Here is a 23,801-nt window from a genome sequence, read left to right on the forward strand (position 1 = left end):
ACAGAGGAGCTGCGTCCGCTGGAGCGGACAAGATGGCGTTCCCACGCTGGAGCGTGGGAACGAGCGCGAAATTTGCATATTTTATGCCCTAAAATCAGTATCTTAATTTTTAGACAGCCTCTTAGACGTTTAACAAGGGCCTTGTCCACCCGCAGTGCGGCGAGGGCACTTTTCCTGGCCCACAGCGCCTGTGTCGGGGTGGTAACCGGGCAGCTCGCAGGCCTGTTCCAAAGCGGCGGCCGGACTGGTTCCACCTGGCGGCACTTCGGTTACGCCGGATACCGCGGGTTTCAGTAGATGCCGGGGTACGGCCGCCGCCGCACTCCAGGGTTACGCCAGCCCCGCCCATTGGAGGTAGGCGCGATTGATTGCATCTCCCCACATGAGGCCGATCCAGCCCGCAGCCGCCAGATAGGGACCGAAGGGGATGGGTATCCGCAGGTCCTGTTTTCGCACCAAAATCAATGCAGTGCCCACCAGGGCCCCGGCGCACGCGGAGAGCAGGATGATCTGGGGCAGGTACTGCCAACCCAACCAGGCCCCGAGCATGGCGAGCAGCTTGAAATCGCCGAATCCCATGCCCTCTTTGCCCGTCAGCAGGCGGAACAGGTGGAAGAAGCCCCACAGGCTGAGATACCCCAAAACGACCCCGAGAATAGCGGAACGGCTATCGGTAAACCAACCGCCGAGGCTCAACAGAAGGCCCAACCATAGGGTGGGCAAGGTGATGACATCAGGCAGCAATCGGGTATCCAGGTCGATGATCGCCAATACAATCAGGCACCAGGTCAGGACCAGGGCAGCGGCACCCTCCCAGCCGATACCGAAGCGCCAGACCACCAGGACGGACAGCAGCGCCGTGCCAGCCTCTACCAGGGGACAACGCAGGCCGATCGGCCCACCGCAGGATGAACAACGTCCGTGTAGGACCAGGTAGCTCAAGAGCGGGATGTTCTCCAGCGCCCGTATCCGGTGGCCGCAATGGCAACAGCGCGAAGGGGGATACACAAGCGATAGGCGTGGCCCTTGTGGCGCCGCTGTTTCCTTTCCGGTCAAGGCCGCGCACTCCCGGTGCCAGTCATACTCCAGCATCTTGGGCAGACGGTAGATGACGACATTCAGAAAGCTGCCGACAACCAGCGAGAACAGGGCGACTAGCCCATAGAGAAGGCCTGAGTTGTGTTCAAGCAGCGTGATCCAATCCATCGGTTATCCGTAGCGACCTGCAAACATCCCGTTGTTTCGGCCTGGATCGATTGACACTATCAGGGACCTGATACTAACAACATTCCCATCAGCTTCCAATCACGCCTCCGTCGTCTTTGGTGATTACCACCACCGAGGGGCGCGGCGGCATCTCGGGGTTGAAATCCGGCCAGCGGGTGGCCGGGTCCTCGAAAGTGGAAGCGCGCGCAAAGCCGGGAAAGTCCTTGGTGCCGTCGGTTGCGGGGTGCTGGACCGCGACGAAGAGCGTTCGGCTATCAGGGGTGAAGCGGGGGCCGCACAGCTCAGCACCCACGGGGACACGGAAGAACATCTTGCCGGTGCCGCGGCCCTCGCCGTCCGTCGCGAGCGCCCAGATGCCGTCCGCGGTGCCCGATGCCTTCTTCCAACTGTGACCCTGATCGGTGGTGACCCAGAGCCGGCCCTGGTGATCGACGGCGCAATTGTCGGGGCAGGAGAACCAACCGTTCTCGCTGGTGGCCGGGTTCCACATGGCGGCGACGCCCTCGACAGCCGGGTTTCCGGCCTTGATCAGGATGTCCCACCGGAAGCTGTCGGCGCTATGGTCGCCGTTGGCGGGGGTAAGCTCCAGGATATGCCCCCAGATGTTATTCGCCCGTGGGTTCGCTGGATCTGCCTGATCCGGATTGCGTTTGGAATTTCTGGTGAGCATTACATAGACGCGGTTGGTGTGGGAGTTAGGCTCCACGTCCTCGGGACGGTCCATGGGCGTAGCGCCGAGCACGCTGGCTGCACGCCGGGTCTCGATCAGCACATCCGCCTGGCTATGGAAACCGTTTTCCGGGGTCAACCCCTTTGCACCGAAGGTCAGGGGCAGCCAGGTGAGGGTCCCGTCACGGTGGAACTTGGCGACAAATAGGATACCCTCGTCCAGCAGATCCCGGTTCGCGGCGCGGTTGTCGGGATCGACCCGACCGGCGGAGACGAACTTATAGAGGTACTCGAAGCGCTGATCGTCCCCGGAATAAAGCACCAGGCGTCCATCGCCGTTGACGATGTTCTCGGCACCTTCATGCTTGAACCGGCCTAGTGCCGTGCGCTTGACTGGCGTAGACGCCGGATCCAGCGGATCCACTTCCACGATCCAACCGAAGCGGTTGGCCTCGTTCGGCTCGGCGTTGACATCGAAACGCTTGTGGAACTTCCCCCAGGCATAATTTCTCTTCGGTACCCCGTAGCGGGCGTAGTTGGTCTTCTCGGGATGTTTCCCGACGCATTTGCTATCGGCACTGGACTTGCCGCCGTCATTGTCGACGGGGGTTTGTAGCAGGTGGTTTTCCAGATCCCCCAGGAAATAGCCGTGAAAGTTCTCCTCGGCCATCAGGTAGGTGCCCCAGGGGGTGATGCCACCGGCACAGTTGTTGATGGTGCCGATCACCTTTTTGCCCGTGGGGTCGGCGGAGGTCCGCAGGCGCGGGTGGCCCGCGGCAGGCCCGGAAACGGCCATCGGTGTGTTCAGGGCCGTGATGCGGCGCGCATATTTGCTGTCCGGGACTACCTGCCACTTGCCCTCCTGTTTCCTGGTCTCGATGATGGAACTGCCGTGACAGGCCATCTCGATATCGACGATCTCCCTGGTGACGCAACTGCCCTCTTTGCCCAGACCGGGAAACATCACTTCCCTGTTCGTATACTCGTGGTTGATACAGAGTAGGCCGTGTTCCGAGTTGTCGGAGCCCAAGGGTAAGGGGATGTAGCCGACGAAGTCGTTGTTGTAGCCGAATTGCTTGCGCTGGGCCTCGGCGCTCTGCCCGTTGGGATCGAACGGGGGAGCGTCAGGTAAAACCGGGTCCCCCCAGCGTATCAGTATGTCCGCACCGTAGCCGGGGGCCACGTGGTGGGTCTCGTCCACCCCGTGCTCGATCTCGGAAAAGCCAAAGCGTGCGGCGGCAGGGTTGCCCTGCTCGCCACTGCCGGCCAACAGCGCCAGAGGACTTGCGGCAAGGGCGCTCATTGCCGTTACCCCCAAGGCGCCTTTGAGGACCGCCCTGCGATTGTAACGGGCATTGATGAGGTCACCGAGGGTTGCCTCGTCGGAGCTGTTCGTTGGTATGTCCTCCGAAGCGTCGTAGGCCTCGGAGCGGCAGGAGAACCGATCATCGATCATCGTTGGACCCTCTCGTGGGCTGCTGATTCTCGGGGATGGAGGATATAGGATGCGATGAGCGTAGCGAACCGCATCTCACAACCTGGGTACCCGCAAGGGGTACCCCTACGAAAAATCTTTACGTCCTTCGCGCCTTTGTGGCTCGAATGATTCCGCTACTGCCGGGAGCTGGCAACTGGTAGCCGGTAGCAATTTCACACCACCACGGCCAGCTTGAATAGATGACGACATTCAGAAATCTGCCGACCGCGAGCGAGAACAGGACGACAAACCCAAAGAGAAGGCTCGGATTGTGCCTGAGCAACCTGATCCAATCCATCGGCTATCTGTAGCGATCTGCAAACATCCCGGTTTTCGGCCTGGACTGATCGACACTATCCGGGATCTCATACCCACATTCACGAGATTCGGGTCTTCACGGAGAAGTTCGACTACCACATGGTCAAACGCTAACGCAGATACAGGCCCATCCACCAGCAGTACCTAGCCCGCATATTTCACCGGGGTGGCTGAGAGGCTGTCTAAAAAAGGCTGTAGGCCAGAGTCAAGAGTGGGCTGGGTTGAGGTACGAAACCCAGCGTTTATGGGCCAGCCTGGTTTGCTGGGTCTCGTCCCTCGACCCAACCTACCGATTTAAAATCAATGGATTAGTTTTTAGACAGCCTCTCAGGTGTCGCACCAAGCGGTGCTGGAGAAACCAGTTCATGGCTCGAAAGGCGGGACGACTCTGGCCGTTGCCGAAGTAATTCGCCCATCCTCGGACCTGACAACTACCCCTGTATTTTCTTTAAGGTAGCCTCGATATGCGCTCAGCCGGTCTGGGGATTGAGCGCGGGCAGGCGGGCTCGGGTCAGATGGAGCCCTCTGCCGCTCGAGCTGATAAGGCCGCGCCGGCGTCCTATCTGATTGTGGAACTGCTTTTTCCAGCGCGTGAAGTCGATATCCTGGTTACCGTAGAGGGCCCCGTCGAGCTGCTGCATGAGGCGCCCGAGCTGTTGCGGATCGGCACCGGGGCGCAACGCCAGGATCTTGCCGGTAATGCCCGGCAGCGGGGTCCGGGTATCGAACTGCAAGTACCGGCGGGTCAGGTCCTGAAAGCGCTCGGCCCAGGCCGCGGGTTCATCTTCCTGGTTGGCCGCGTGGACGCAACGGAGGAACCGGGTGGACGGCGGCAAGGAGCTGCTCAATCGCGATCGGATGCGTCCGAACAGCGGTGTGGGGTCCATGCGCTTGGTCAGCTCCGCGGTGTTGGTCGCTACGGTCGTCACCAGCCTGGTCAGACCAGTGCCGAGGCGTTCACGCAGTGCCGGGCCTCCACCCGTCCCGACGGATACCCTGGGAGCACGCCTCTGGTACCAGACGCCCCCCCAGTAGCCGAGCAGGAGAAAGACGATTCCCGCCAGTGGTAGCCAGAACCAGCTTAAGCCCCCGCCCCCGGTGGTCGCGGCCGAAGGGGATAGGCCAAAGCGGCCGGTCTCACCGTCCACCTGGAGGGTATGGATGGGTAGCCCGGCGTATTCCTTGGTGCCGGTGGTGACATTCCACCAGGGGAGACGGATCTCCGGCAGCTGTAACCTGCCGCCGGCACGGGGTACCAGGGTGAAATACTCCGTCCGTCGGCCTTCAAGGCGACGCCCATCCTGAGACAGGTGGCCTTCGTTCAGGGTCTGTTCCCGATAGACCCGGAAATCCGGGGAATGCAACAGGGACTCCAGGCTGGGCAACTGGTCACCGGTGGCCCCGACCGCGGTGAGCTCCAGGGTCAGGGTAACCGGTTTGCCCTGCTCCACCTCCTGGTCACCATCGAGCGTGGCCTTCAGGGTCAGGTCCTGCAGCGGGAGCCAGGGACGTACCGATGCCATCGCCGGGCGTACCTGCAAGCGTGTGGTCTCCACGCTGGTGGCCTCGAAACGCCGATTGCCGGTCGGTCCGTATCCGAGGCCGTTTCCGTATAAGGTACCGGTAACCCGCAGGGGTGGGACCTCGATGGTTCCCGCACGCAATGGCGTGAGGATATAGACGAACTCGTTGACGATCTCCCGGCTACCCTGTGCACCCGTGCGCGAGTATGCCTTGGGGTCTCCGATCTTCTGCAGCAGCACATCGTTGCTGTTCGGCAACTCCGGGGTGGCGGTGGCCAGGTTGCGATCGCTGACCACCCGCAGCTTGAGCAGGACGTTTTCCTGCACGTAAGGCTGATGGTCGCTCAGCTCCAGCTCTACCACCAGTGGCTCGGCCTGTCGCGCCGCCGGTTGGCCATAAGGCGTCTGGTACTGTCCCGGCCAACCGTACTGGTAGCCCGGTCTTTGCCCCGGCATCTGATGCGGCGGCGTCCCCGGTGGTTGGTTCGACGTCTGTCCCGGCATCCAGCGCGACGGTGCCCCTGGTGGTTGCCCGGGTGGTTGATAACCCGGCGGGATGCCGCGGGCGTTGCTCGAATCCTGGGGTCGGTACTGCCAGGATTCAGGCCCCTGCGGTGGCCGCTGATCACGACCGGACGCACCCGGAAAAGGGGCGGTGAAGGTGAAGGCCTGCACCTCGACCGTTGCTGCGAGCAGGATCAGGATCAAGAGGTAGAGAGTGTTAAGCTGGCGCATGTGGAACTACGAATCACGCGAATTACGCGAATGTTTTTTTGTGCCTGATGGGCGGGTACCGAATCTGCAACTTCCTCGAATGTTATTTCAGATTTCGTTCTGGCGGTAAAGAATAAAAATTGTCACACGACCGCGGCCAGCTTGAATACCGGGAGATACATGGCGATCACCAGCCCGCCCACCAGGGTGCCGATGACGATCATGATCATGGGCTCTAGCAAGCTGCTGAGGCCGTCCACCGCATTATCGACCGCTTCCTCGTAGAAATCCGCCACCTTGGCCAGCATGTCTTCCAGGACGCCAGACTCCTCACCGACGGCGGTCATCTGGACGACCAGATGGGGAAAGAGGTTGCGTCGGTGCATGGAGCGCTGCAACGCCTGGCCGGTAGCCACTTCTTCGCGCATTTGCATCACCGCTCGGGAGTAGACGAGGTTGCCGGTCGCCCCGGCGACCGATTCCAGGGCTTCTACCAGCGGCACGCCGGCGGCAAAGGTGGTCGACAGGGTGCGGGCGAAGCGGGCGACGGCTGCCTGGTGCATGACAGGTCCCACGAAGGGGAGCTTGAGACCGAGGCGATGGAGGATTTCCCGCAACCCGGACCAGCGTCTCCAGAAGGTCTTGATGGAAAAGTAGAGTACCGCCGGCGCCAGTAAGAGGCCCCACCACCATTGGTGCATGAGGTCCGAAATCGCGATCACCAGGCGCGTGAACGCGGGCAAGTCCGCTCCGAAGCTTGTGAACAATGCCTCGAACTGGGGAATCACGAACAGCATGATGGCGGCCGTAACGAGGATTGCCACCAGGATGACGGCTACGGGATAGACCAGGGCCTTTTTGATCTTGCCCTTGAGCGACTCGGTCTTTTCCTTATAGGTGGCGATTTTGTCCAGGAGCAGGTCGAGCACACCGGCCTGCTCGCCTGCCGCCACCAGATTGCAGACGAGCTCATCGAAATGGAGGGGGTGCTTGCGTAGTGCCTCTGTGAGGGAGGTGCCGCTTTCGATGTCGGCCTTGACCGCCAGCACCAGGTCCTGCATGCGCGGGTTGTCGTGACCGCGGCCGATGATGTCGAAGGCCTGTACCAGCGGGACGCCGGCGGACATCATGGTCGCCAGCTGGCGACTGAAGACGGCGATGTCGGCGCTCCGGATCTTGTTCCCGATGCCGCCGAACCAGGGGGGCGGCTGCTTCCTGATCTTGAGGAGACTGATGCCCTGGCGGCGCAGTTCCGCCCGCACTAAGGCGAGCGTTGCCGCCTGGATCTGACCCTTGACGCGTGTGCCGCCGCGATCCAGACCCTCCCAGATAAAAACGGATGGCCCGGTGGCCTTCGGTTTCCGCGTCTTGGTCAGTGCCATCAGCGCCTAGTCTAGCAGTACCGAGGTGCCGATAACATGGGGATCATTTTTTTCCGCGAATGAACGCGAATGAACGCGAATCAACGCAAAGCGGTCGCAATCGGTTCGCCATCAGCGAGGGTTCCTGGTCCATTCAGTCAGTAGGTAGCCAGGTAGATTGAGATACGTCATACCCGAAATCGGGATCGGAATCGCAATTCCGATTTCGATCCCGATCCCGATTTCGACCCACCAGGCTTTCCAACAGTTGGTTGGGTAGGATGGTAGTGCTCAATATCAATTCCTCTGTGAGCAACATTTGTGAACAAAGTGTATTGTCAGAGCGGCATAAAGTTGTCGACCGACGAGATTCGCCTTTCCTATGCATGCAGTGGTGCCCTGCGTGGCGACTGCCGTAAGCAGAGGGGAGGCTTCTGAGGTGATGGAGCCCATTGATGGACATCTTAGCAGAACAATTGGACACCAAATTACGCCACTGGCAACCTGAGACAGCGCAACAGGTGCGGCAGTGCATCGCGGAAATTATTGATCTGGCTGATCAGGACACGTTAGATGTGTTGCAGTCGCGTGGTGTGGAGCAAGAAGCCTTGGATATGCTTGATGAACCCGCAATCCGGTGACGTGTGGCTTGCCGATCTGGGGTTAGCGGCAAAAACTCGCCCGGTCGTCATCGTATCGCGCACTGACCCGGAGACCCGCCACGTGCATTGATACTCTATGTGCCGTTGACGACCCAAAATAGGCAGAGTCGATACGAAGTTACGCTGCCAAGGATCAGATCTCTCGACCGTGATTCGGTAGCAAACTAAATGTCAACACACCCTAGTCCCTGATCACCCGGTTGATCTCTTCGAGGCTGGTGATTCCCGATTTGACCTTGCTTAGACCCGATTCGCGCAGGTCCATCACACCTTCGAGCCGGGCCTGCTCCGCGAGCTCCAGCGCATTGCCGCCGCCCAGAATCAGGCGCCCGATTGCCTCGGAAATCGGCATGGCCTGAAAGATGCCGACGCGCCCCCGGTATCCGTTGGTGCAGTGCTCACAGCCGACCGCGCGGTAGATCGTCAACTCCGCCTCGATTTCATGACTACCGAAGCCCTCTCCCAACAAGGCGTCGCGTGGAAGCCGCTCGGGCTCCTTGCAATGGGGGCAAAGTCGCCGTGCCAGGCGCTGGGCCATGATCAAGTGAACCGAGGAGGCGATGTTGTAGAGAGGGATGCCCATATTCGCCAGACGGGTCAGGGATTGGGGTGCATCATTGGTGTGCAGGGTGGAGAGCACCAGGTGTCCCGTCTGGGCGGCCTTGACCGCGATCTCCGCCGTCTCCAGGTCACGAATCTCGCCGACCATGACGATATCCGGGTCTTGACGCAGAAAGGCCCGCAACGCTGCCGCAAAGGTGAGCCCTGTCTTTACATTCATGTTGACCTGGTTGATTCCGGGCACCCGGATTTCTACCGGGTCCTCAACCGTCGAGATGTTGACCTCCGATCGGTTGAGGATGTCCAAGGCGCTGTATAAGGAAACCGTCTTTCCCGAGCCCGTGGGTCCGGTCACCAGAATCATGCCGTAGGGTTTTTGAATGGCGGATAAGAATACGGATTTCTGCTCCGGCTCGAAGCCGAGGTGATCGATGCCGACCAGGTCCGCCGATGCGTCCAGGATTCTCAGGACGACCTTCTCCCCGTGCAGGGTCGGCAGGGTGTTGACGCGGAAATCGATCTCCCGGTCGCGGCCGATCTTGAGCTTGATGCGTCCGTCCTGAGGCACCCGGCGCTCGGCTATATTCATGCGCGACATCACCTTGAGTCGCGCCACCAGGCGCGCGGCGATATTCACTGGAGGATTGGAAACTTCCCGCAACAGACCGTCCTGTCGGAAGCGGATGCGGCAATGCTTCTCGTAGGGTTCGAAGTGGATATCCGAGGCCCCGTTGCTGATGGCGTCCATAAGGACCTTATTGATATAGCGGACAATGGGGGCGTCGTCGACGTTCAGCTCCGAGTCGTACCCTTGCGCCTCTCCCTCGGAGGCGGTGTCCAAGCTGTCCAGGTCGGTATCCAGGATATCCGACATGGCCCGGTCGCGGGCCGCAGTCGCCTGCTCGAGCGCGGCGGCAAGCTTTGCCTCTTCGACCAGGACCATGTTCGTGGCCAAGCCCGTGGCGAACCCGATCTCCTCCAAGGCGCGGTGGTTCGTAGGGTCCGAGATGCCGAGAGAAAGCCGATTGCCGCGCTGGAAGATGGGCAAGGCGCGGTGCTTGCTCACCAGCTTCTCATCGACCAGGTCCAGGGGGAGATCGGCAAGCTCGACGGCATCCAGATCCAACAGGGGTACCCCGAACTCATCAGCGGCGGCAAGGGCGACTTGCCCGCTGTCCAGATGTGCCTCTGCGACCACATACTGGACAAACGATTGGCGGCGCTCGAGTGCTTCCCGGTGCGCGTTCCGTGCCTGCTGTTCCGAGAGCAGCCGGTCGCGCACCAGACGCCATGCAAAACTGGAGGGCTTGAGTGCCGTTTGATTGGTTGCCATGAATGGCTTACCTACTCGGCACGAGAAACGGGGTAGGTAGGTTGAAGATTCCCACACAACCGGTAGGCGACGGGTAGCCACGCCGCTACCGCTGCCTCCGGTTCGCCGCCTTCGGTTCAGCGCTTGAGAATTTGCAGGATCTCTTCGAGCTCCAGTCGCAACTGGTGGATGATCTGGTGGCTTTGCGAGGCGTCCTGGTGAGCGATCTTACCCGATAGTTGCTGACGGGCACCGCCGATGGTAAATCCCTGCTCGTAGAGCAAACTCCGGATCTGGCGTACCATGAGTACGTCGTGATGTTGGTAGTAGCGGCGGTTGCCCCGTCGCTTCACCGGTTTGAGCTGGGGAAACTCTTGCTCCCAGTAGCGTAGAACGTGCGGCTTGACCCCGCACAGCTTGCTCACCTCACCGATGGTGAAGTAACGCTTGCCTGGTATGGGCGACAGCTCGTTGCTGCTATTGTTCGTTTCCAGCATAGGCTTCCACCCGTAATTTTAGCTTCTGTCCCGGACGAAAAGTGACTACACGCCGGGCGGAGATAGGGATCTCCTCACCTGTTTTGGGGTTTCTTCCGGGACGCCGCCGCTTCTCCCTGAGATCGAAATTTCCGAACCCGGACAGCTTTACCTGCTCACCCTTTTCAAGGGCAGCGCGGATATGTTCGAAGAACCTCTCGACGATGTCCTTGGCCTCTCGTTTGTTCAGGCCCAGCTGGGTGAAGAGGTGCTCTGCCATGTTGGCCTTGGTCAGTGCCATCGTGTCAATCTCTCAGTTTCGCCCCGAGTTCGCTTTTGATTTGCGCCAACACGCGGGAAATCGTCGCATCGACTTCCCGATCCGTTAGTGTCCGGGAAGATGCCTGCAAAATCAATCCAAAGGCAAGACTTTTTTTTCCGGAATCTATTTCCGGGCCCTGATAGACGTCGAACAGGACAAGGTCCTGAAGCAGATCGGAGGCGGCACTCGCCGCACACTCGCGCACTTGGTCGTAGGTTACCTCTGCGGCGACGACGATCGCCAGGTCGCGCCGGATGGCCGGGAACCTGGACGGCGGCTCGAATGCCGGCGGCGGGCCCGTCTGCAACTCGGCGAGTGCGACCTCGAACAGGAAGGCATTGCCCTTGATGTCGAGCTCCGCCGCCAAGGCCGGGTGCAGCATACCGAGCATACCGATCTTGCGGCCGTCGTGCTCGATGCAGGCGGTCTGGCCCGGATGCAGGGCCGGGTGCGCGGCGGGTAAAAAGCGGAATCGCTCCGGATTACCGGTCAGGCCGAGTACGGCCTCCAGATCCGCCTTGGTGCCGTAAAAATCGACCGGGCGGACCCGCATGCCCCATTGCACGGGGGCCGAGAAACCGACGACCAGACCGGCGAGCTGCTCATTCTGCTCCAACTTGTCTCCGATACGGAGGAAGCACAGGCCACTCTCGAAGATGCGCACGCGCTCCTGTCGACGGGCCTGGTTTTGGCGTGCCGTCTGCACCAGTCCCGGCCAAAGACTGGTACGCATGACGGACATATCCAGAGAGAGCGGATTGGACAAGGTCAGGGTCTCGGGGCGCGGATCGATGCGATGCTGCAACTCCGGGCTCACGAAGCTGTAGGTAATCACTTCGTGATAACCCCGGGCCACCAAGGCCAGTCTGGCGCGGTCCAGATCGAATGCCGTCTCGGGGAGTGCCCTGATGGTAGCCGCCGCGCCGGCATGGGTCACAGGGATCTGCTCGTAACCCTGGATGCGGCCAATCTCGGCGATCAGATCTACCTCGAGCTGCAGGTCGAAGCGACTGCTGGGCGGAACCAGATCCCAGCCGTCGGAGGCCGGTGTGATCCGTATACCCAGCCGGGTGAAGATGTCCTCAACGGCTGCATCCGCCGGCTTCGTCCCGAGTACTTTGCCGATCCGCTCGCGGCGTAGGCGCAGCCTCTTCCGCCGGGGCAAATGTTCCTCCGCGTTCAGGCCCGCGACCGGCCCTGGCCTGCCGCCCACGATGTCCAGCAGCAGTGCTGTTGCCCGCTCCACGGCCCGCGCCTGAAGCTCCGGGTCGACCCCGCGCTCGAACCGGTGGGAGGAGTCGGTATGCAGCCCGTAGCTGCGAGCCCTTCCGCTGATGGCCCGGGGGGCGAAGAAGGCACTCTCGAGCAGGACGTGGCGGGTACGGGTTGTTACCCCCGTCTCGGCTCCGCCCATGATGCCCGCCAGGGCGACGGGCCGGTTGCGATCGGCGATCACCAGGGTATCGTCCCGCAGCGCGAGCTCCTCGCCGTTGAGCAGGAGCAGGCGTTCGCCGGCCATCGCCATGCGCACGCGGATCGCTCCGTCCAGCCGGTCGAGGTCGAAGCCGTGCAGCGGTTGACCGAGCTCCAGGAGTACATAGTTGGTGACGTCCACCACGGGGCCGATGCTGCGCAGGCCGCTGCGGCGCAGGCGTTCCTGCATCCACAGCGGGGTCACGGCGTCGGGGTCGATGTCGCGGACGACCCGACAGACATAGCTGGGACAGGCCTCGGGGGCCTCCAGACGGACCGGAAAGCAGTCGTCGTTGCGGGGGGGGACGGGCTCGATGAGGGGTCCCTGGACAGGGCTGCGATTGATGGCCCCTACCTCCCGGGATACGCCGGCGAGGCTCAGGCAATCGGCCCGGTCGGGGGTCAGATCGAGCGCGATGCACCAGTCGTCAAGGTCCAAATAAGAGCGTAAATCCGCCCCCACCGGGGCGTCCGCAGGTAAGGGTAAGATGCCCTCCGAGGACTCGGCGAGTCCGAGCTCGTTCGCGGCGCAGATCATCCCTAGGGATTCGACGCCGCGCAGCCTGGCCCGCTTGATCTCCAAGTCCCCCGGCAGACGTGCCCCCAGCATGGCCACCGGGACCTTCATATCCGCGGCCACATTGGCAGCGCCGCAAATGATCTGCAAGGGCCCTCCGGACCCCACATCGACCCGGCACAGGCGCAGCTTCTCGGCGTTGGGATGGGCCTCGACGGCTCGGACCTGACCTACCAGAACGTCGCTGAACTCGGGGGCCGCGGGTTCCACCGCGTCCACCTCGAGCCCCGCCATCGTCAATTGGTCGGCCAGGGTTCGAGTATCCACATCGGGATTCACCCACTCCCGCAACCATGCCTCGCTAAATCGCATTTCACCCTTTCCTGCAACGCTTGGTTAGGCTACTTTTAAATAGTACAGGATTAACAGGATATCCAGGATTAACAGGATATTTGTATTAAGATGCAAGAATCTTGTAAATCTTGTGTAATCCTGTAAATCCTGTCCTATTAGTCCGATCCCACCGAACCAGCTCGTAGGCTGGGGTGAGCTTGCGAACCCCGGCATCTCCATCCTCGTAGGCTGCAAAAAGGTGGGGTTCATACCTCACCCCAGCCTACGGCCCTTAATCAATGGGATGTGCGAAGCCGTAATAATCTTTTTCATCGAAACCTAAATGGTGGCAGAAACCTAGAGGTATATATTTAGCCTGACGCAATATCAATTTGTTTTCCTGCACGATAATGGCTTGACCTTGATTGGAACACCTGTATTCAGGCTTGACACCGAAGCTTTCCGTATAAGCCTTTTTATCGGCCAGAGGGCCTGCCACAACAAATACTTGCCCAACTCCTTTGTAGTGATAGGTCTGTGCCGTTAATCTTTCGTCAACCCGAACAAATCCACAAGGATATGGAATACCAAGCAGTTCACTTTTCGGGACGTCATTAAGCCGGATTGCACATCGGTCTTGCCGGCGATGAAGTTCCAACTTAAACTTTTCGATTTTCACAACAGTAAGGAAATCCGGATTTACATTATCACTAGCATGACAAGCTGAAATGGAGAACAAAAACCCTGCTATTGCTGGCAGTAATTTACTTTTAATGCCGAATGGTAATGGATTATAAATAGCCATCATGTCAGCAACTCCCAAAACCAAACCTGTTTCCCACGTTTTCGATAACCAATGGTGTCGTAAGTCCCCTTCATTTGCATTAAAACACCATCCCATAGGTCGATATGGTCGGTGGTACCCCAACCGTTCATAATAAATACCATGCCTTTTTTATTCTTGAATGAGCTTAGGTTGTCATCAATCGTTCCATTGAGAATCAACTTTTTAACTCCAGCTCCTAGAAGTGTGGGATTGCGATAGAAAACATTCGCCAGCTCCTGTGCTGAACGAATGTGTCCAGGCTTGTGATGTTTAAACTTTGCAGAGTAACTTGAGCAGCGTTTAAGATTTTTTCCCTTTAAAGAAACGCCGCTATCCTCTAAAGCCTTTCCCATACGCATTGCACATTGATTGGGGAATATGCCTCGATCGCAAACATAACCTCGGCCAACATGGTTTTTCCATAGTGTTGAAAAATTAGCCATTGATGAGCTCCTTAACCTCGATAATGTCTTCAGAGATGCTGGGAGGAACTGGTTCCCCATGTGCCGCAAGGCTTTCGAGATAGAGCTCGATAGCCTCGCAAACATTCGTAAAGGCCTCAAGCCTGGTTCCACTCTGGGAGATGCAACCAGGAAGTGACGGAACCTCTGCGACGAAGACTCCATCCTCATCTCGTTCAATGACAACTCGGTATCTCATACGATTTGCCTTTGCTATGAAGCTCGTAAGCTGGGATGAGCTTGCGAACCCCGGCATCCCCATCCTCGCAGGCTGGAAGAAGTTGGGGTTCGTACCTCATCCCAGCCTACGGCCCTTTTCAAAAAACCCCCATGTAATCATATGGGACCTGACAATAATGGCAGATTTTTATGAATCCTAAAGAGTACCCATTCTTCCAGTACCTCTTTAAGTTGTTTATGACACTCTTCTAAGGTAGGGGCATTAGCGTAGACTCCCTGGAAGCCAGGAATTTCTCCATAGAAACTCTTGTCTTCTTCAAGAATTTCATAATGTGCATGTCGTAAACTTGTCTGTAGATATTCTACTAGCATAATACTCTCCCCAGCGGATACTAACGTTTGCGCTCAGGCGCCACGGTACGACGCGGTCGGCTGGAGCGCCTGGTTAGGGCAATATCTCTACCAACGCAGGAAGAAATGGCGCGATAACTGGCCCAAATACTTGGAAATGATCTGCCAGAGCTGACATGAAACTTTGATAGTGAGATCTAAATGTTTCTTTTCCTTGGCTTGCTTTCATTTCTTCAACTATCCCTGCAAGCTCATCCTTCTCGTCCTTTCTCCCGTTTACAGCCATTATATTTGCTATTAGTTGATCAAATAGCTTGTCATTTGTTTCCGCAGTTGCATTCTGGGAAACGTTTGTGCTGCCTGTGGCTACATTCTGAACCTTGCCGGTTATATACGTATTGAAAATCTGCGTAATTCTTTCATTTGAAACAACGGGGGCACTCTGTGGACTGTCTCCCGCTTCCGGGGATTCTGCCTCCAACTCCAATACAAAATTAAGCACTTTGCTCCTAATTATATCTAGAGCTGCAACGAGACCATTGACTGGAATTACTTTCCACGCCTGAAGGCAATTCATACCTTGATAAATACGCTCGCCTACAATAGCCGTCACCTCTGGCGGCCAAGGTCCTTGAACCGTGCCTCCTTCTGAATCCTGAATCAAAGACTCTATAGCTGCTACTGGCTGAGCAAAATACGAGGTAAACAGCTCGTCTCGCACCTCTTTTGGAATCGCGCTCTTTGGAATATCAGCATTTTTCATCCCCGATCCATAGGGGCCAGCAAAATAGCCTTTGCACCCAACCACATAGATTCTGTATTCGGGTATAGACTCTTTGGTGTTGTACCCGCTGAGCTCGTTTTCTACCCATGCTTTGAATTCTGCATGCTTAAGCCTAGCGGCAAGTATTTTGCACCTTCTAAGCAGCGCAGTAATTGGCTCACGTGCATCAACCGCTGATGCTTGTATCTCGCTTAGAAGAGACATTTATGTATTATTCCTTTATGCCCTAACAGCTCGTAGGCTGGGATGAGCTTGCGAACCCCAGCATCCCCATCTCGTAGGCTGGAAAAAGTTGGGGTTCGTACCTCACCCCAGCCTATGGCCCTAGGATCCTTGAGGGACCTGGAGCTTTACAAATGAGTCAAGTTTGTGCGCAGCACAAAAAATCGAGTGGTAACCCTTTAGTCCCCTTCAAATTTAACGCAAGGGCGCCATGACGCAAAGAGTATTTTGTTTTCTTTGCGTCGTGGCGACCTTGCGCCTTTGCGTTAAACGACAAGGACATGGATTCACACCGAACATTTGCCCCACTCCCTGGTAGTGATAGGTCTGTGCCACTAATCTTTCACTTTTCACAACAGCGGGTGATGGGCACGCCGCGCCGGAGCATCCTCCCAAGCCGTCGCGGCTTGCAAACCGCCGTGGAATGACCGCGGCCGCGAGCCCGGCTGGCCGGGCTGGCTTTGCCCATCCTACTCATTGTCAACAGGACCTATCCTCTACCATTTAAAGATTTACCACTACCCAATCTCTGTCATCTCGACCGAAGGGAGAGATCTTTGGTGATAAGACAACCAGTAAAGTTACAAGATTTCTCGCTGCGCTCGAAATGACAACTTGTAAAATTAGTTGGAATAGCCCACTAGTCCCGCTGAAATTTCGTATCTATCGGCCTAACGCGATATTCAAGCAAACTGCCGGAGAAACCGGATATCGTTCTCGAAATAGAGCCGGATATCATCGATGCCGTAACGCAGCATCGCCAGGCGTTCCACGCCCATGCCGAAGGCGTAGCCGAGGTAGCGTTCGGCATCGATCCCCACCTGGCGGAATACCTCCGGATGGATCATTCCACAGCCTAATACCTCCAGCCAACCGGTCTGCTTGCACACCCGGCAGCCGGTCCCGTTACACATGACACACTCGATATCCACCTCCGCGGAAGGCTCGGTGAAGGGGAAATAGGACGGCCGAAAGCGAAGCCTAAGGTCACGCTCGAAAAAGTTGCGCAGGAAATCATAGAGGATACCTTTGAGGTCGGCGAAGGTCACTTGCTCGTCCACGAGAAAGCCTTCCACCTGGTGGAACATGGGGGTATGGGTCAGATCGGAGTCGCAGCGATAGACCCGTCCGGGGGCGATGATCCGCAACGGCGGCCCTTCCTGCTCCATGACTCGGATCTGCACCGGCGAGGTGTGGGTGCGCAGGAGCAGGTGCTCGTCGAAGTAGAAGGTGTCGTGCATGGCCCGCGCCGGATGATAGGCCGGGATGTTGAGGGCCTCGAAGTTATGATAGTCATCCTCGACCTCCGGCCCTTCGGCAACGCCGAACCCCGCGTTGGCGAACAGCCGCTCGATCCGCTTCAGGGTGCGGGTAATGGGGTGCAAACTGCCGGGCCTTTGGCCGCGGCCCGGCAAGGTGACATCGATGCGCTCAGCGGCTAGGCGGTCGACCAGGACCGCCTGCTCCAATGATTTCCTGCGGGCTTCGATGGCCTCCTGGACCTGCACCTTGGCCTGGTTGATCGCCTGTCCGGCCCGTGGACGCTCGGCTTGCGGCAGCCTTCCGAGCCGTTTGAGCTCCCCGGTGAGCAGACCACTTTTGCCCAGATAGCGTACCCGCACCTGGTCTAGGGCCACGAGGTCCTGTGCTGCGGCGATCTGTTCCAGGGCATCGGCTCGCAGCCGGTCGCTTCCCGGTCCGGTCTCGTCATTCATGATCTTGTCTGTAATGCCGGTGCCCTGTTGCGGTCAACCGCAGAGACGCAGAGGACACAGAGTTTTACTCTTCCAGATGCTGACGCTTACCCTCTACGTCACGCCAGTTATCGGCATCTTCAGGCGGTGGTTTAATTTCCGTAATAACAGGCCACTGTTCGGATAAGCGGGCATTGATCTCAAGAAATATTTCTTGATCCTGGGGTAAATCATCATCAGAGAAAATCGCGTTTACCGGACATTCGGGCTCACAGACGGCACAATCGATACATTCCTCCGGATCGATGACCAAAAAATTTGGCCCTTCATGAAAGCAATCTACCGGACAGACCTCAACACAGTCGGTATATTTGCATTTAATACATTGTTCAGTCACTACATATGTCATTGCCTGTCGCTCCTATCAAGGTTGCTGTTGCTTATTATGGATTCCGGACTGCTTTGGAGTGCGCCGGCAAAGCGGCGTGACCGAATCGAACCTCAGCGACGGGGAATACCAGCCGCGTTTGCCGGGGATTCGGGCTCTGAGCGCTACGCGCGCCGCGGCGACGGCGCTTTCCCCTGGCCGCAAAGCCTCATGCATCGCCAAATCCAAAGCGGCGGCGGGCCAGTGTTCCATGCCAACGCTGTGGTTACATCGGGCATCGCGGATTCCGGTAGGTACTGAAGTAAGGGTGCCGCCGCACTCCAAAACGTCCGGTAGTACCCTCCGTGATCGTGAACAGTCCGGAATCCATAAAGAGCCTTCCTCTTTTTTGATGACCGGTAACGCTTAACTTAATGCATTGCGTTACAACGAGACCCGCGTATTGGGCACGCCCGCCGTCCAAAAATGCGGTTCGCTGCGCAAGATGGTTCGCTGCGTTCACCACATTCTACGGGCTTTGCCCAATCTCGGCTCAATCCGTGAAGATCCCGCTCGTTCGATGTTAGCGGTACTGCCGTATTAAGCATCCGCCGGAAGCTTGCCGATCCGCTTCCGCCATTCCGCCGGACCTGTCTTGTGCACCGACTCGCCGCGGGAGTCGACGGCGACGGTCACCGGCATATCCCGGATCTCGAACTCGCGGATCGCCTCCATCCCCAGGTCCTCGAAGGCGATCATGCGTGAGCCCTCGATCGCCTTGGCCACCAGATAGGCGGCCCCGCCCACGGCCATCAGATAGACCGCCTGATGTTTCTTGATAGCCTCGATGGCGACAGGTCCGCGCTCGGCCTTGCCCACCATACCGATGAGCCCGGTCTCGGCGAGCATCTGCTCGGTGAATTTGTCCATGCGCGTGGCGGTGGTGGGACCGGCGGGACCAACGATCTCGTCCCGCACCGGGTCCACCGGACCCACGTAGTAGATGAAGCGATTGGTGAAATCGACCCCTTCCGGGAGCGCCTCCCCCCGCGCCAGCATATCGACAATACGCTTGTGGGCCGCGTCGCGTCCGGTGAGCAGCTTGCCGGAGAGCAGGATTCGGTCGCCGGGCCGCCAGCTGGCGATCTCCTCCCGCGTGATCCGGTCCAGATCGACCCGCTTGGCGTCCGGGCCGGCCTCCCAGGTGACGTCCGGCCACTCCTCCGGGCGCGGGGGCTCGAGCTTGGCCGGTCCCTTGCCGTCCAAGGTGAATTCCAGGTGGCGCGTGGCGGCACAATTAGGGATGACGGCCACCGGCAGCGAGGCGGCGTGGGTCGGGTACTCCTTGATCTTGACGTCCAGGACCGTGGTCAGGCCCCCGAGCCCCTGGGCGCCGATCCCCAAGGCGTTGACCTTTTCGAACAGCTCCAGGCGCAGCGCCTCGCTGGGGCTCGCGGGGCCCCGGGCCTTGAGTTCGTGGATATCGATAGGCTCCATCAGGGCCTCCTTGGCCAACAGCATGGCCTTCTCCGCAGAGCCGCCGATACCCATACCCAGCATCCCCGGCGGACACCAGCCGGCGCCCATCGTGGGGACCACCTTGAGCACCCAGTCCACCAGGCTGTCGCTGGGATTTAAGATAGTGAACTTGGCCTTATTCTCCGAGCCGCCGCCCTTGGCCGCCAATTTCACCTCTACCCGGTCGCCCGGTATCAGCTCCGTATGGACCACCGCAGGGGTATTGTCGCGGGTGTTCTTACGCTCCCCGATAGGCGGCGCGACGACCGACGCGCGCAGCACATTATCCGGGTGGGCATAGGCCCGGCGCACGCCTTCGTCCACCATCTCCTGGATGCCCAGCTCCGCCTCCCAGCGCACCTCCATACCGACCCGGAGGAAGACCACCGCCATCCCGGTATCCTGACAGATAGGACGCCGGTCCTCGGCGCACATCCTGGAGTTGACCAGGATCTGGGCCATGGCGTCCTTCGCCGCGGGGGATTCCTCGGCCTCGTAGGCCGCGGCCAGGGCCCGGATGTAGTCTTGGGGATGGTAGTAGGAGATGTATTGGAAGCCGTCGGCGATGCTTTGGATCAGGTCTTCTTGGCGAATCGTGGTCATGTTCGGAATCTGCTCTTCTGGTCGGTGGAGTGTTTCATTCCGGCTGCAATGCCTATGCTCGGGGGGCACATCCAAAAACAGCGGTGGACCGGTGCCACTTGGCCGGTACCTCGGTTACATGTCAGGCACCGCAGATTGCCGGTAGGCACCGGAGCATGATACAGCACTTAACGATGATCGTTTATAAGGTTTAAATGGAAACATCGCCACGAGCAGTGTGTTGGGCACGCCACAAGCTGCACTCCCTCTCCCTCCGGGAGAGGACCGGGGAGAGGGGATCAAATAAAGTACATTCATATCAACATACCACCATCCACTGCGTGAGCATGGCCGGTGACAAAAGAGGCGCCTTCGGAGCATAACCATAGGGTCACGGCAGCGACCTCTTGCGGTCGCCCAAACCGTCTCATCGGATGTAGAGCTGTCATTTGCGCGGTGAGCTTTTCATTCTGAGAAAGCTCTTCAGCTACCATCGGAGTCTCAATCGCGCCCGGGCAAACCGCGTTGATACGCAGACCTTGGGTCGCATACTCGTTCGCAGCCGCCTTGGTCAGTCCGATTACCCCATGCTTACTGGCGTAATAGGCTGCTCCTGCGACTAGTGGTCCCCCTTTCAGCCCGAATACGGATGACATATTCACAATGGCACCTTGCCCACGCTTAAGCATCTCGGGGATTTCGTATTTCATACATAGCCACACCCCCTTGAGGTTTATGTCCATAACCTGGTCCCAAACCTCTTCCTCATAGTCCGCTGCCCGGATGGCGGGTGTTCCCCCAATACCCGCGTTGTTTACCGCATAGTCCAACCCGCCGTATTCGGCGATGCAGGCAGCGACCATGGCCTTCACTTCGGCTGCTCGCGAGACGTCCGTTGGTACAAAATGGGCTGCGCCGCCTTGTTCCTCGATCATGGCCACGGTCTCTTCACCTGCGGGGACCCGACGTGCGGCCACGACCACCTTGGCACCTGCTTTCGCAAACGCCAAGGCGATGGCCTGGCCGATACCTGAATTGCCGCCGGTAACCAGTACCACTTTCGATTTAAATTGATCGGTCACTTTAATGCCCCCTGTTTAGATGGATGTTGAGCACGTCGCCGTCCAGAGATGCGGTTCGCGCCGCCCAATGGTGTTATCCTGAAGGACCTTTCGCGCTCACCGCATCCTACGGGCTGTTTAGATGGATATTGGACTGCTGATATCATTTGCAATCAATATGTTTAACCGGCACCAGTCGATGTCCCAGCATATCGACGGCAACCTGGGCTTGTTCAAGGATGACGTAACCGAGCAAGGGTTGGTAGTCTCCATCTTCGGCGGGTTCCATATCCATAAAGATTACTTCGTTGAAGATCCTTCGGAATCCTTCGATACGAATACCAACAGGTCCACATGCAGTACCATGAACCACTTCGTTGTTCGCCAACACAAACTCGACCTTCTCTTCATTCACGAACTTCCCAAGCCTGTCCTTCCAGGACGATGGTAATACCAATGCCCCGGCACCGGTGTCCACGAATGCGCTGAACACCAGCGATTTCTCGGAATCCGTAGGATTGGTCACTTCCACCTGGGCCACAATGCGTCCCATTATTTGAATCCTCCGATTGAGAAGCTGTCCGGTTAAAAGCAATCCTGAATGAATTTGCGCTGTTTGGGGGACCGGACGTGTTGCGTTACGCCGCGTTCGACCTTGTGCCCCCCGAGGCGTTTCCCCACGCGGCTAACACAACCTACACTCAAAGCGAGGTCCGCGCGGGCCCGTAGGTTGGGCAAAGCCGGTAGGATGTGGTGAGCCGCCGGGCGCGGGACGTGCCCGGCGGCGAACCGCATCTTTGGACGATGAGCGTGCCCCACTGGTTGAGCACCTGTCTGCGTGCGGGACGCACAGGCAGGCGGGCCATTCATCGATGCGGTTCGCGCGGGGAGTGCATGCATCGGCCGGCAAGCTCGGAACCACCGCGCTCACCGCATCCTACACCCTTTGCCCAACCTACATGGGCTTGTCAGCCGCCGCTACCCGGGCATAGTCGAGTGCGAATCCTACCAGGGTCCGCACACCGGTGATCAGGGCAGCCTCATTGGCATCGAAGAACGGCGAGTGATTGGCCGGTGCCTCGCCGGAGGCGACGCCCGGGTCGTTCACGCCGAGCATCAGATACAGGCCCGGTATGGATTCCAGGTAGAAGGCAAAGTCCTCGGCCCCCGTGATCAGCGACGCTTCCATGACCTTGTCGTCGCCCGCAGCCCAGCGCAGGGTGGGCATCATCTTCCGCAAGAGTTCGGGATGATTACGGACTACCGGCGCATAAGACTCGATGGTAACAGTGGCGGTGGCACCGTTGGCTTCCGCGAGCGCCCGGACCGTGCTGCGCAGCTTCGCATGCAGCAGCGCGCGGGTCTCCGGATCGAAGGTTCGGATCGTCCCGATCATCTCGACCTCATCGGGGATGATGTTGCCGCGCACGCCGCCGTGCACACTGCCGATCGTAATCACCGCCGGGCCCTTGGTGATGTCCAGGTGGCGGCCCGGGATCCCCTGCAGAGCGACCATGATCTGGGCGGCGACATAGATAGGATCGACGCCCCGCCAGGGTGAGGAGCCGTGGGTCTGGCGGCCGACCACCTTGATCCGCAGATTATCGGCGGCCGCCAGGAAGCCACCGGAGCGATAGGCAAGTGTGCCGCCCGTATTCGGCCAGACGTGCAGGGCCAGGATGGCCTCCGGCGCATCCGGCCCCGCGAGTACGCCTTCCTTGACCATCAGCGACGCGCCGCCCTCCTCGCCGGCGGGGGGCCCTTCCTCGGCCGGCTGGAAGATGAACTTGACGGTCCCTGCCAGCCGCTCACGGTTGGTTGCCAAGACCTCGGCCGCACCCATCAGCATGGCGACATGGGTGTCATGACCGCAGGCATGCATGACCGGGACTTCCTCCCCGTTGTATTCGTCGCGTGCCGTGGACGCGAACGGCAGTCCTGTCTGTTCGCGCACCGGCAAGGCGTCCATATCCGCACGCAGGGCGATGACCGGGCCGGGCTTGGCGCCTTGCAGGGTACCGACGACCCCGGTGTGGGCGATGCCGGTCCGGACCTCATCGAAACCGAGACTGCGCAGGTGGTCGGCGACCTTTTTCGCGGTACGAAACTCGCGGTTCGAGAGCTCCGGGTGCTGGTGGATGTCGCGCCGCCATTCAATCACCTTGGGCTCGACAGCGGCGAATGCCGCCTCGAGTCCCTGCTTGTCATCCTGTGCAGTGACGGTAGTCGTGAGCATCATCAGGCATATGATGCAGGGTGTTGGTAACTTTTTCATGCTGTGGTCTCCTTGGATCTGCGGAGGGTGTCGCAACAGTCCTTTCGAACCACAGGTTATTCCGTTTCCGCCCCACACCAGCCCACGGACGGGCGGTTGCGACACCCTCCTGCGGCTGGGGTCAACCCATCAACCGGGTAGTATACCCATGTTCCTACCGGCTCCGACGCTCCGGTGTCGGGATGCACCCTTAGCAGTCCTGAATGATTCAGCATTGTGCGGAGGATCTGACCGATGAACCGCAGAGACGCAGAGATTCCTTTATCCGCAGATTATTGGGTTTTTCAGCTGCACGCTCGTTCCCACGCTCCAGCGTGGGAACGCCGTCTTGTCCGCTCTAGCGGACTCAGCTCCTCTGTACTGATCGGCGTTGGCGGTTAGCCTACCGAGACGCTTAGAGGCTGTCTAAAAACTAACCTATTAATTTTAAATCGGTAGGCTGGGGTGAGGAACGAACCCCAGCTGTGGTTATTGCTGGGTTTTGGCCGTCCCTGGCCGCAACCCAGCCTACGGCCTACGGTCCCTTTTTAGACAG

The 23,801-nt window shown here is 58.9% G+C and carries 20 protein-coding genes and 1 pseudogene; 1 reads left to right on the forward strand and 20 read right to left on the reverse strand.

Annotated features, from left to right (window positions below; genetic code table 11):
- Positions 1–330: 330 nt before the first annotated feature.
- The 5 genes and pseudogenes from BQ17_RS06795 to BQ17_RS06815 all read right to left on the reverse strand — a co-directional run bounded on the left by BQ17_RS06795 (position 331) and on the right by BQ17_RS06815 (position 7,310).
- The gene (locus BQ17_RS06795) at positions 331–1,206 is read right to left on the reverse strand and encodes a prepilin peptidase (RefSeq protein ID WP_089725514.1); all 876 of its coding nucleotides are present in this window, start codon (positions 1,204–1,206) and stop codon (positions 331–333) included.
- 88 nt (positions 1,207–1,294) lie between these two features.
- On the reverse strand, positions 1,295–3,352 hold the full coding sequence (locus tag BQ17_RS06800; protein ID WP_089725516.1) for a PhoX family protein: 2,058 nt from the start codon (positions 3,350–3,352) through the stop codon (positions 1,295–1,297).
- 625 nt (positions 3,353–3,977) lie between these two features.
- A pseudogene (locus BQ17_RS24010) lies at positions 3,978–4,103 on the reverse strand (hypothetical protein); the annotation flags it as partial.
- Between the two features lie 58 nt (positions 4,104–4,161).
- Positions 4,162–5,949 (reverse strand): BatD family protein, encoded by a 1,788-nt coding sequence (locus BQ17_RS06810; protein WP_089725521.1) that lies wholly within the window; start codon positions 5,947–5,949, stop codon positions 4,162–4,164.
- Positions 5,950–6,071: 122 nt separating this feature from the next.
- Entirely contained in the window at positions 6,072–7,310 is a 1,239-nt protein-coding gene (locus BQ17_RS06815) for a type II secretion system F family protein (protein WP_089725523.1), read from the reverse strand.
- Positions 7,311–7,744: 434 nt separating this feature from the next.
- Between BQ17_RS06815 and BQ17_RS06820 the strand changes: the two genes are divergently transcribed.
- Positions 7,745–7,930: a hypothetical protein gene (locus tag BQ17_RS06820; protein ID WP_089725525.1), complete on the forward strand. Its 186-nt coding sequence runs from the start codon at positions 7,745–7,747 to the stop codon at positions 7,928–7,930.
- A 202-nt stretch (positions 7,931–8,132) separates the two neighbouring features.
- Here BQ17_RS06820 and pilB read toward each other — a convergent pair whose 3' ends face one another.
- From pilB to BQ17_RS06900, 15 genes are all read right to left on the reverse strand, one after another.
- Positions 8,133–9,845 carry a type IV-A pilus assembly ATPase PilB gene (gene pilB, locus BQ17_RS06830; RefSeq protein WP_089725527.1) on the reverse strand — a complete coding sequence of 571 codons (1,713 nt, stop codon included), beginning with the start codon at positions 9,843–9,845 and terminating at the stop codon, positions 8,133–8,135.
- Positions 9,846–9,961: 116 nt separating this feature from the next.
- The gene (locus tag BQ17_RS06835) at positions 9,962–10,321 is read right to left on the reverse strand and encodes a MerR family transcriptional regulator (protein ID WP_089725529.1); all 360 of its coding nucleotides are present in this window, start codon (positions 10,319–10,321) and stop codon (positions 9,962–9,964) included.
- Complete coding sequence (ihfA, locus tag BQ17_RS06840) at positions 10,302–10,601, reverse strand: integration host factor subunit alpha (RefSeq protein WP_089725531.1); 300 nt, start codon at positions 10,599–10,601, stop codon at positions 10,302–10,304. The genes BQ17_RS06835 and ihfA overlap by 20 nt, the downstream gene beginning before the upstream one ends.
- Before the next feature lie 4 nt (positions 10,602–10,605).
- Entirely contained in the window at positions 10,606–12,984 is a 2,379-nt protein-coding gene (gene pheT / locus BQ17_RS06845; RefSeq protein ID WP_089725533.1) for a phenylalanine--tRNA ligase subunit beta, read from the reverse strand.
- Positions 12,985–13,237: 253 nt separating this feature from the next.
- Entirely contained in the window at positions 13,238–13,753 is a 516-nt protein-coding gene (locus tag BQ17_RS20420) for a hypothetical protein (RefSeq protein ID WP_141699142.1), read from the reverse strand.
- The gene (locus BQ17_RS06855) at positions 13,750–14,214 is read right to left on the reverse strand and encodes a T6SS effector amidase Tae4 family protein (protein WP_218068142.1); all 465 of its coding nucleotides are present in this window, start codon (positions 14,212–14,214) and stop codon (positions 13,750–13,752) included. The genes BQ17_RS20420 and BQ17_RS06855 overlap by 4 nt, the downstream gene beginning before the upstream one ends.
- Positions 14,207–14,488 (reverse strand): type II toxin-antitoxin system HicB family antitoxin, encoded by a 282-nt coding sequence (locus BQ17_RS06860; RefSeq protein WP_256091504.1) that lies wholly within the window; start codon positions 14,486–14,488, stop codon positions 14,207–14,209. The genes BQ17_RS06855 and BQ17_RS06860 overlap by 8 nt, the downstream gene beginning before the upstream one ends.
- An 80-nt stretch (positions 14,489–14,568) precedes the next feature.
- On the reverse strand, positions 14,569–14,784 hold the full coding sequence (locus tag BQ17_RS24015; RefSeq protein ID WP_089725538.1) for a type II toxin-antitoxin system HicB family antitoxin: 216 nt from the start codon (positions 14,782–14,784) through the stop codon (positions 14,569–14,571).
- A gap of 73 nt (positions 14,785–14,857) precedes the next feature.
- The gene (locus tag BQ17_RS06870; RefSeq protein ID WP_089725540.1) at positions 14,858–15,751 is read right to left on the reverse strand and encodes an AbiTii domain-containing protein; all 894 of its coding nucleotides are present in this window, start codon (positions 15,749–15,751) and stop codon (positions 14,858–14,860) included.
- A gap of 701 nt (positions 15,752–16,452) precedes the next feature.
- Entirely contained in the window at positions 16,453–17,484 is a 1,032-nt protein-coding gene (pheS, locus tag BQ17_RS06875; RefSeq protein WP_089725541.1) for a phenylalanine--tRNA ligase subunit alpha, read from the reverse strand.
- A gap of 64 nt (positions 17,485–17,548) precedes the next feature.
- Positions 17,549–17,872, reverse strand: coding sequence for a ferredoxin FdxA (fdxA, locus tag BQ17_RS06880; protein ID WP_089725543.1), 324 nt, complete (start codon positions 17,870–17,872; stop codon positions 17,549–17,551).
- Between the two features lie 558 nt (positions 17,873–18,430).
- Positions 18,431–19,951, reverse strand: coding sequence for a fumarate hydratase (locus tag BQ17_RS06885; protein ID WP_089725545.1), 1,521 nt, complete (start codon positions 19,949–19,951; stop codon positions 18,431–18,433).
- 293 nt (positions 19,952–20,244) lie between these two features.
- Positions 20,245–21,012: an SDR family oxidoreductase gene (locus BQ17_RS06890; RefSeq protein ID WP_089725547.1), complete on the reverse strand. Its 768-nt coding sequence runs from the start codon at positions 21,010–21,012 to the stop codon at positions 20,245–20,247.
- Positions 21,013–21,154: 142 nt separating this feature from the next.
- The gene (locus tag BQ17_RS06895; RefSeq protein WP_089725549.1) at positions 21,155–21,544 is read right to left on the reverse strand and encodes a hypothetical protein; all 390 of its coding nucleotides are present in this window, start codon (positions 21,542–21,544) and stop codon (positions 21,155–21,157) included.
- A 402-nt stretch (positions 21,545–21,946) separates the two neighbouring features.
- Complete coding sequence (locus BQ17_RS06900; protein ID WP_089725551.1) at positions 21,947–23,266, reverse strand: amidohydrolase; 1,320 nt, start codon at positions 23,264–23,266, stop codon at positions 21,947–21,949.
- Positions 23,267–23,801: the final 535 nt, after the last annotated feature.

Origin of the sequence: Candidatus Thiosymbion oneisti, from assembly GCF_900092655.1 — a bacterium.
Lineage (GTDB): Bacteria > Pseudomonadota > Gammaproteobacteria > Chromatiales > Chromatiaceae > Thiosymbion > Thiosymbion oneisti.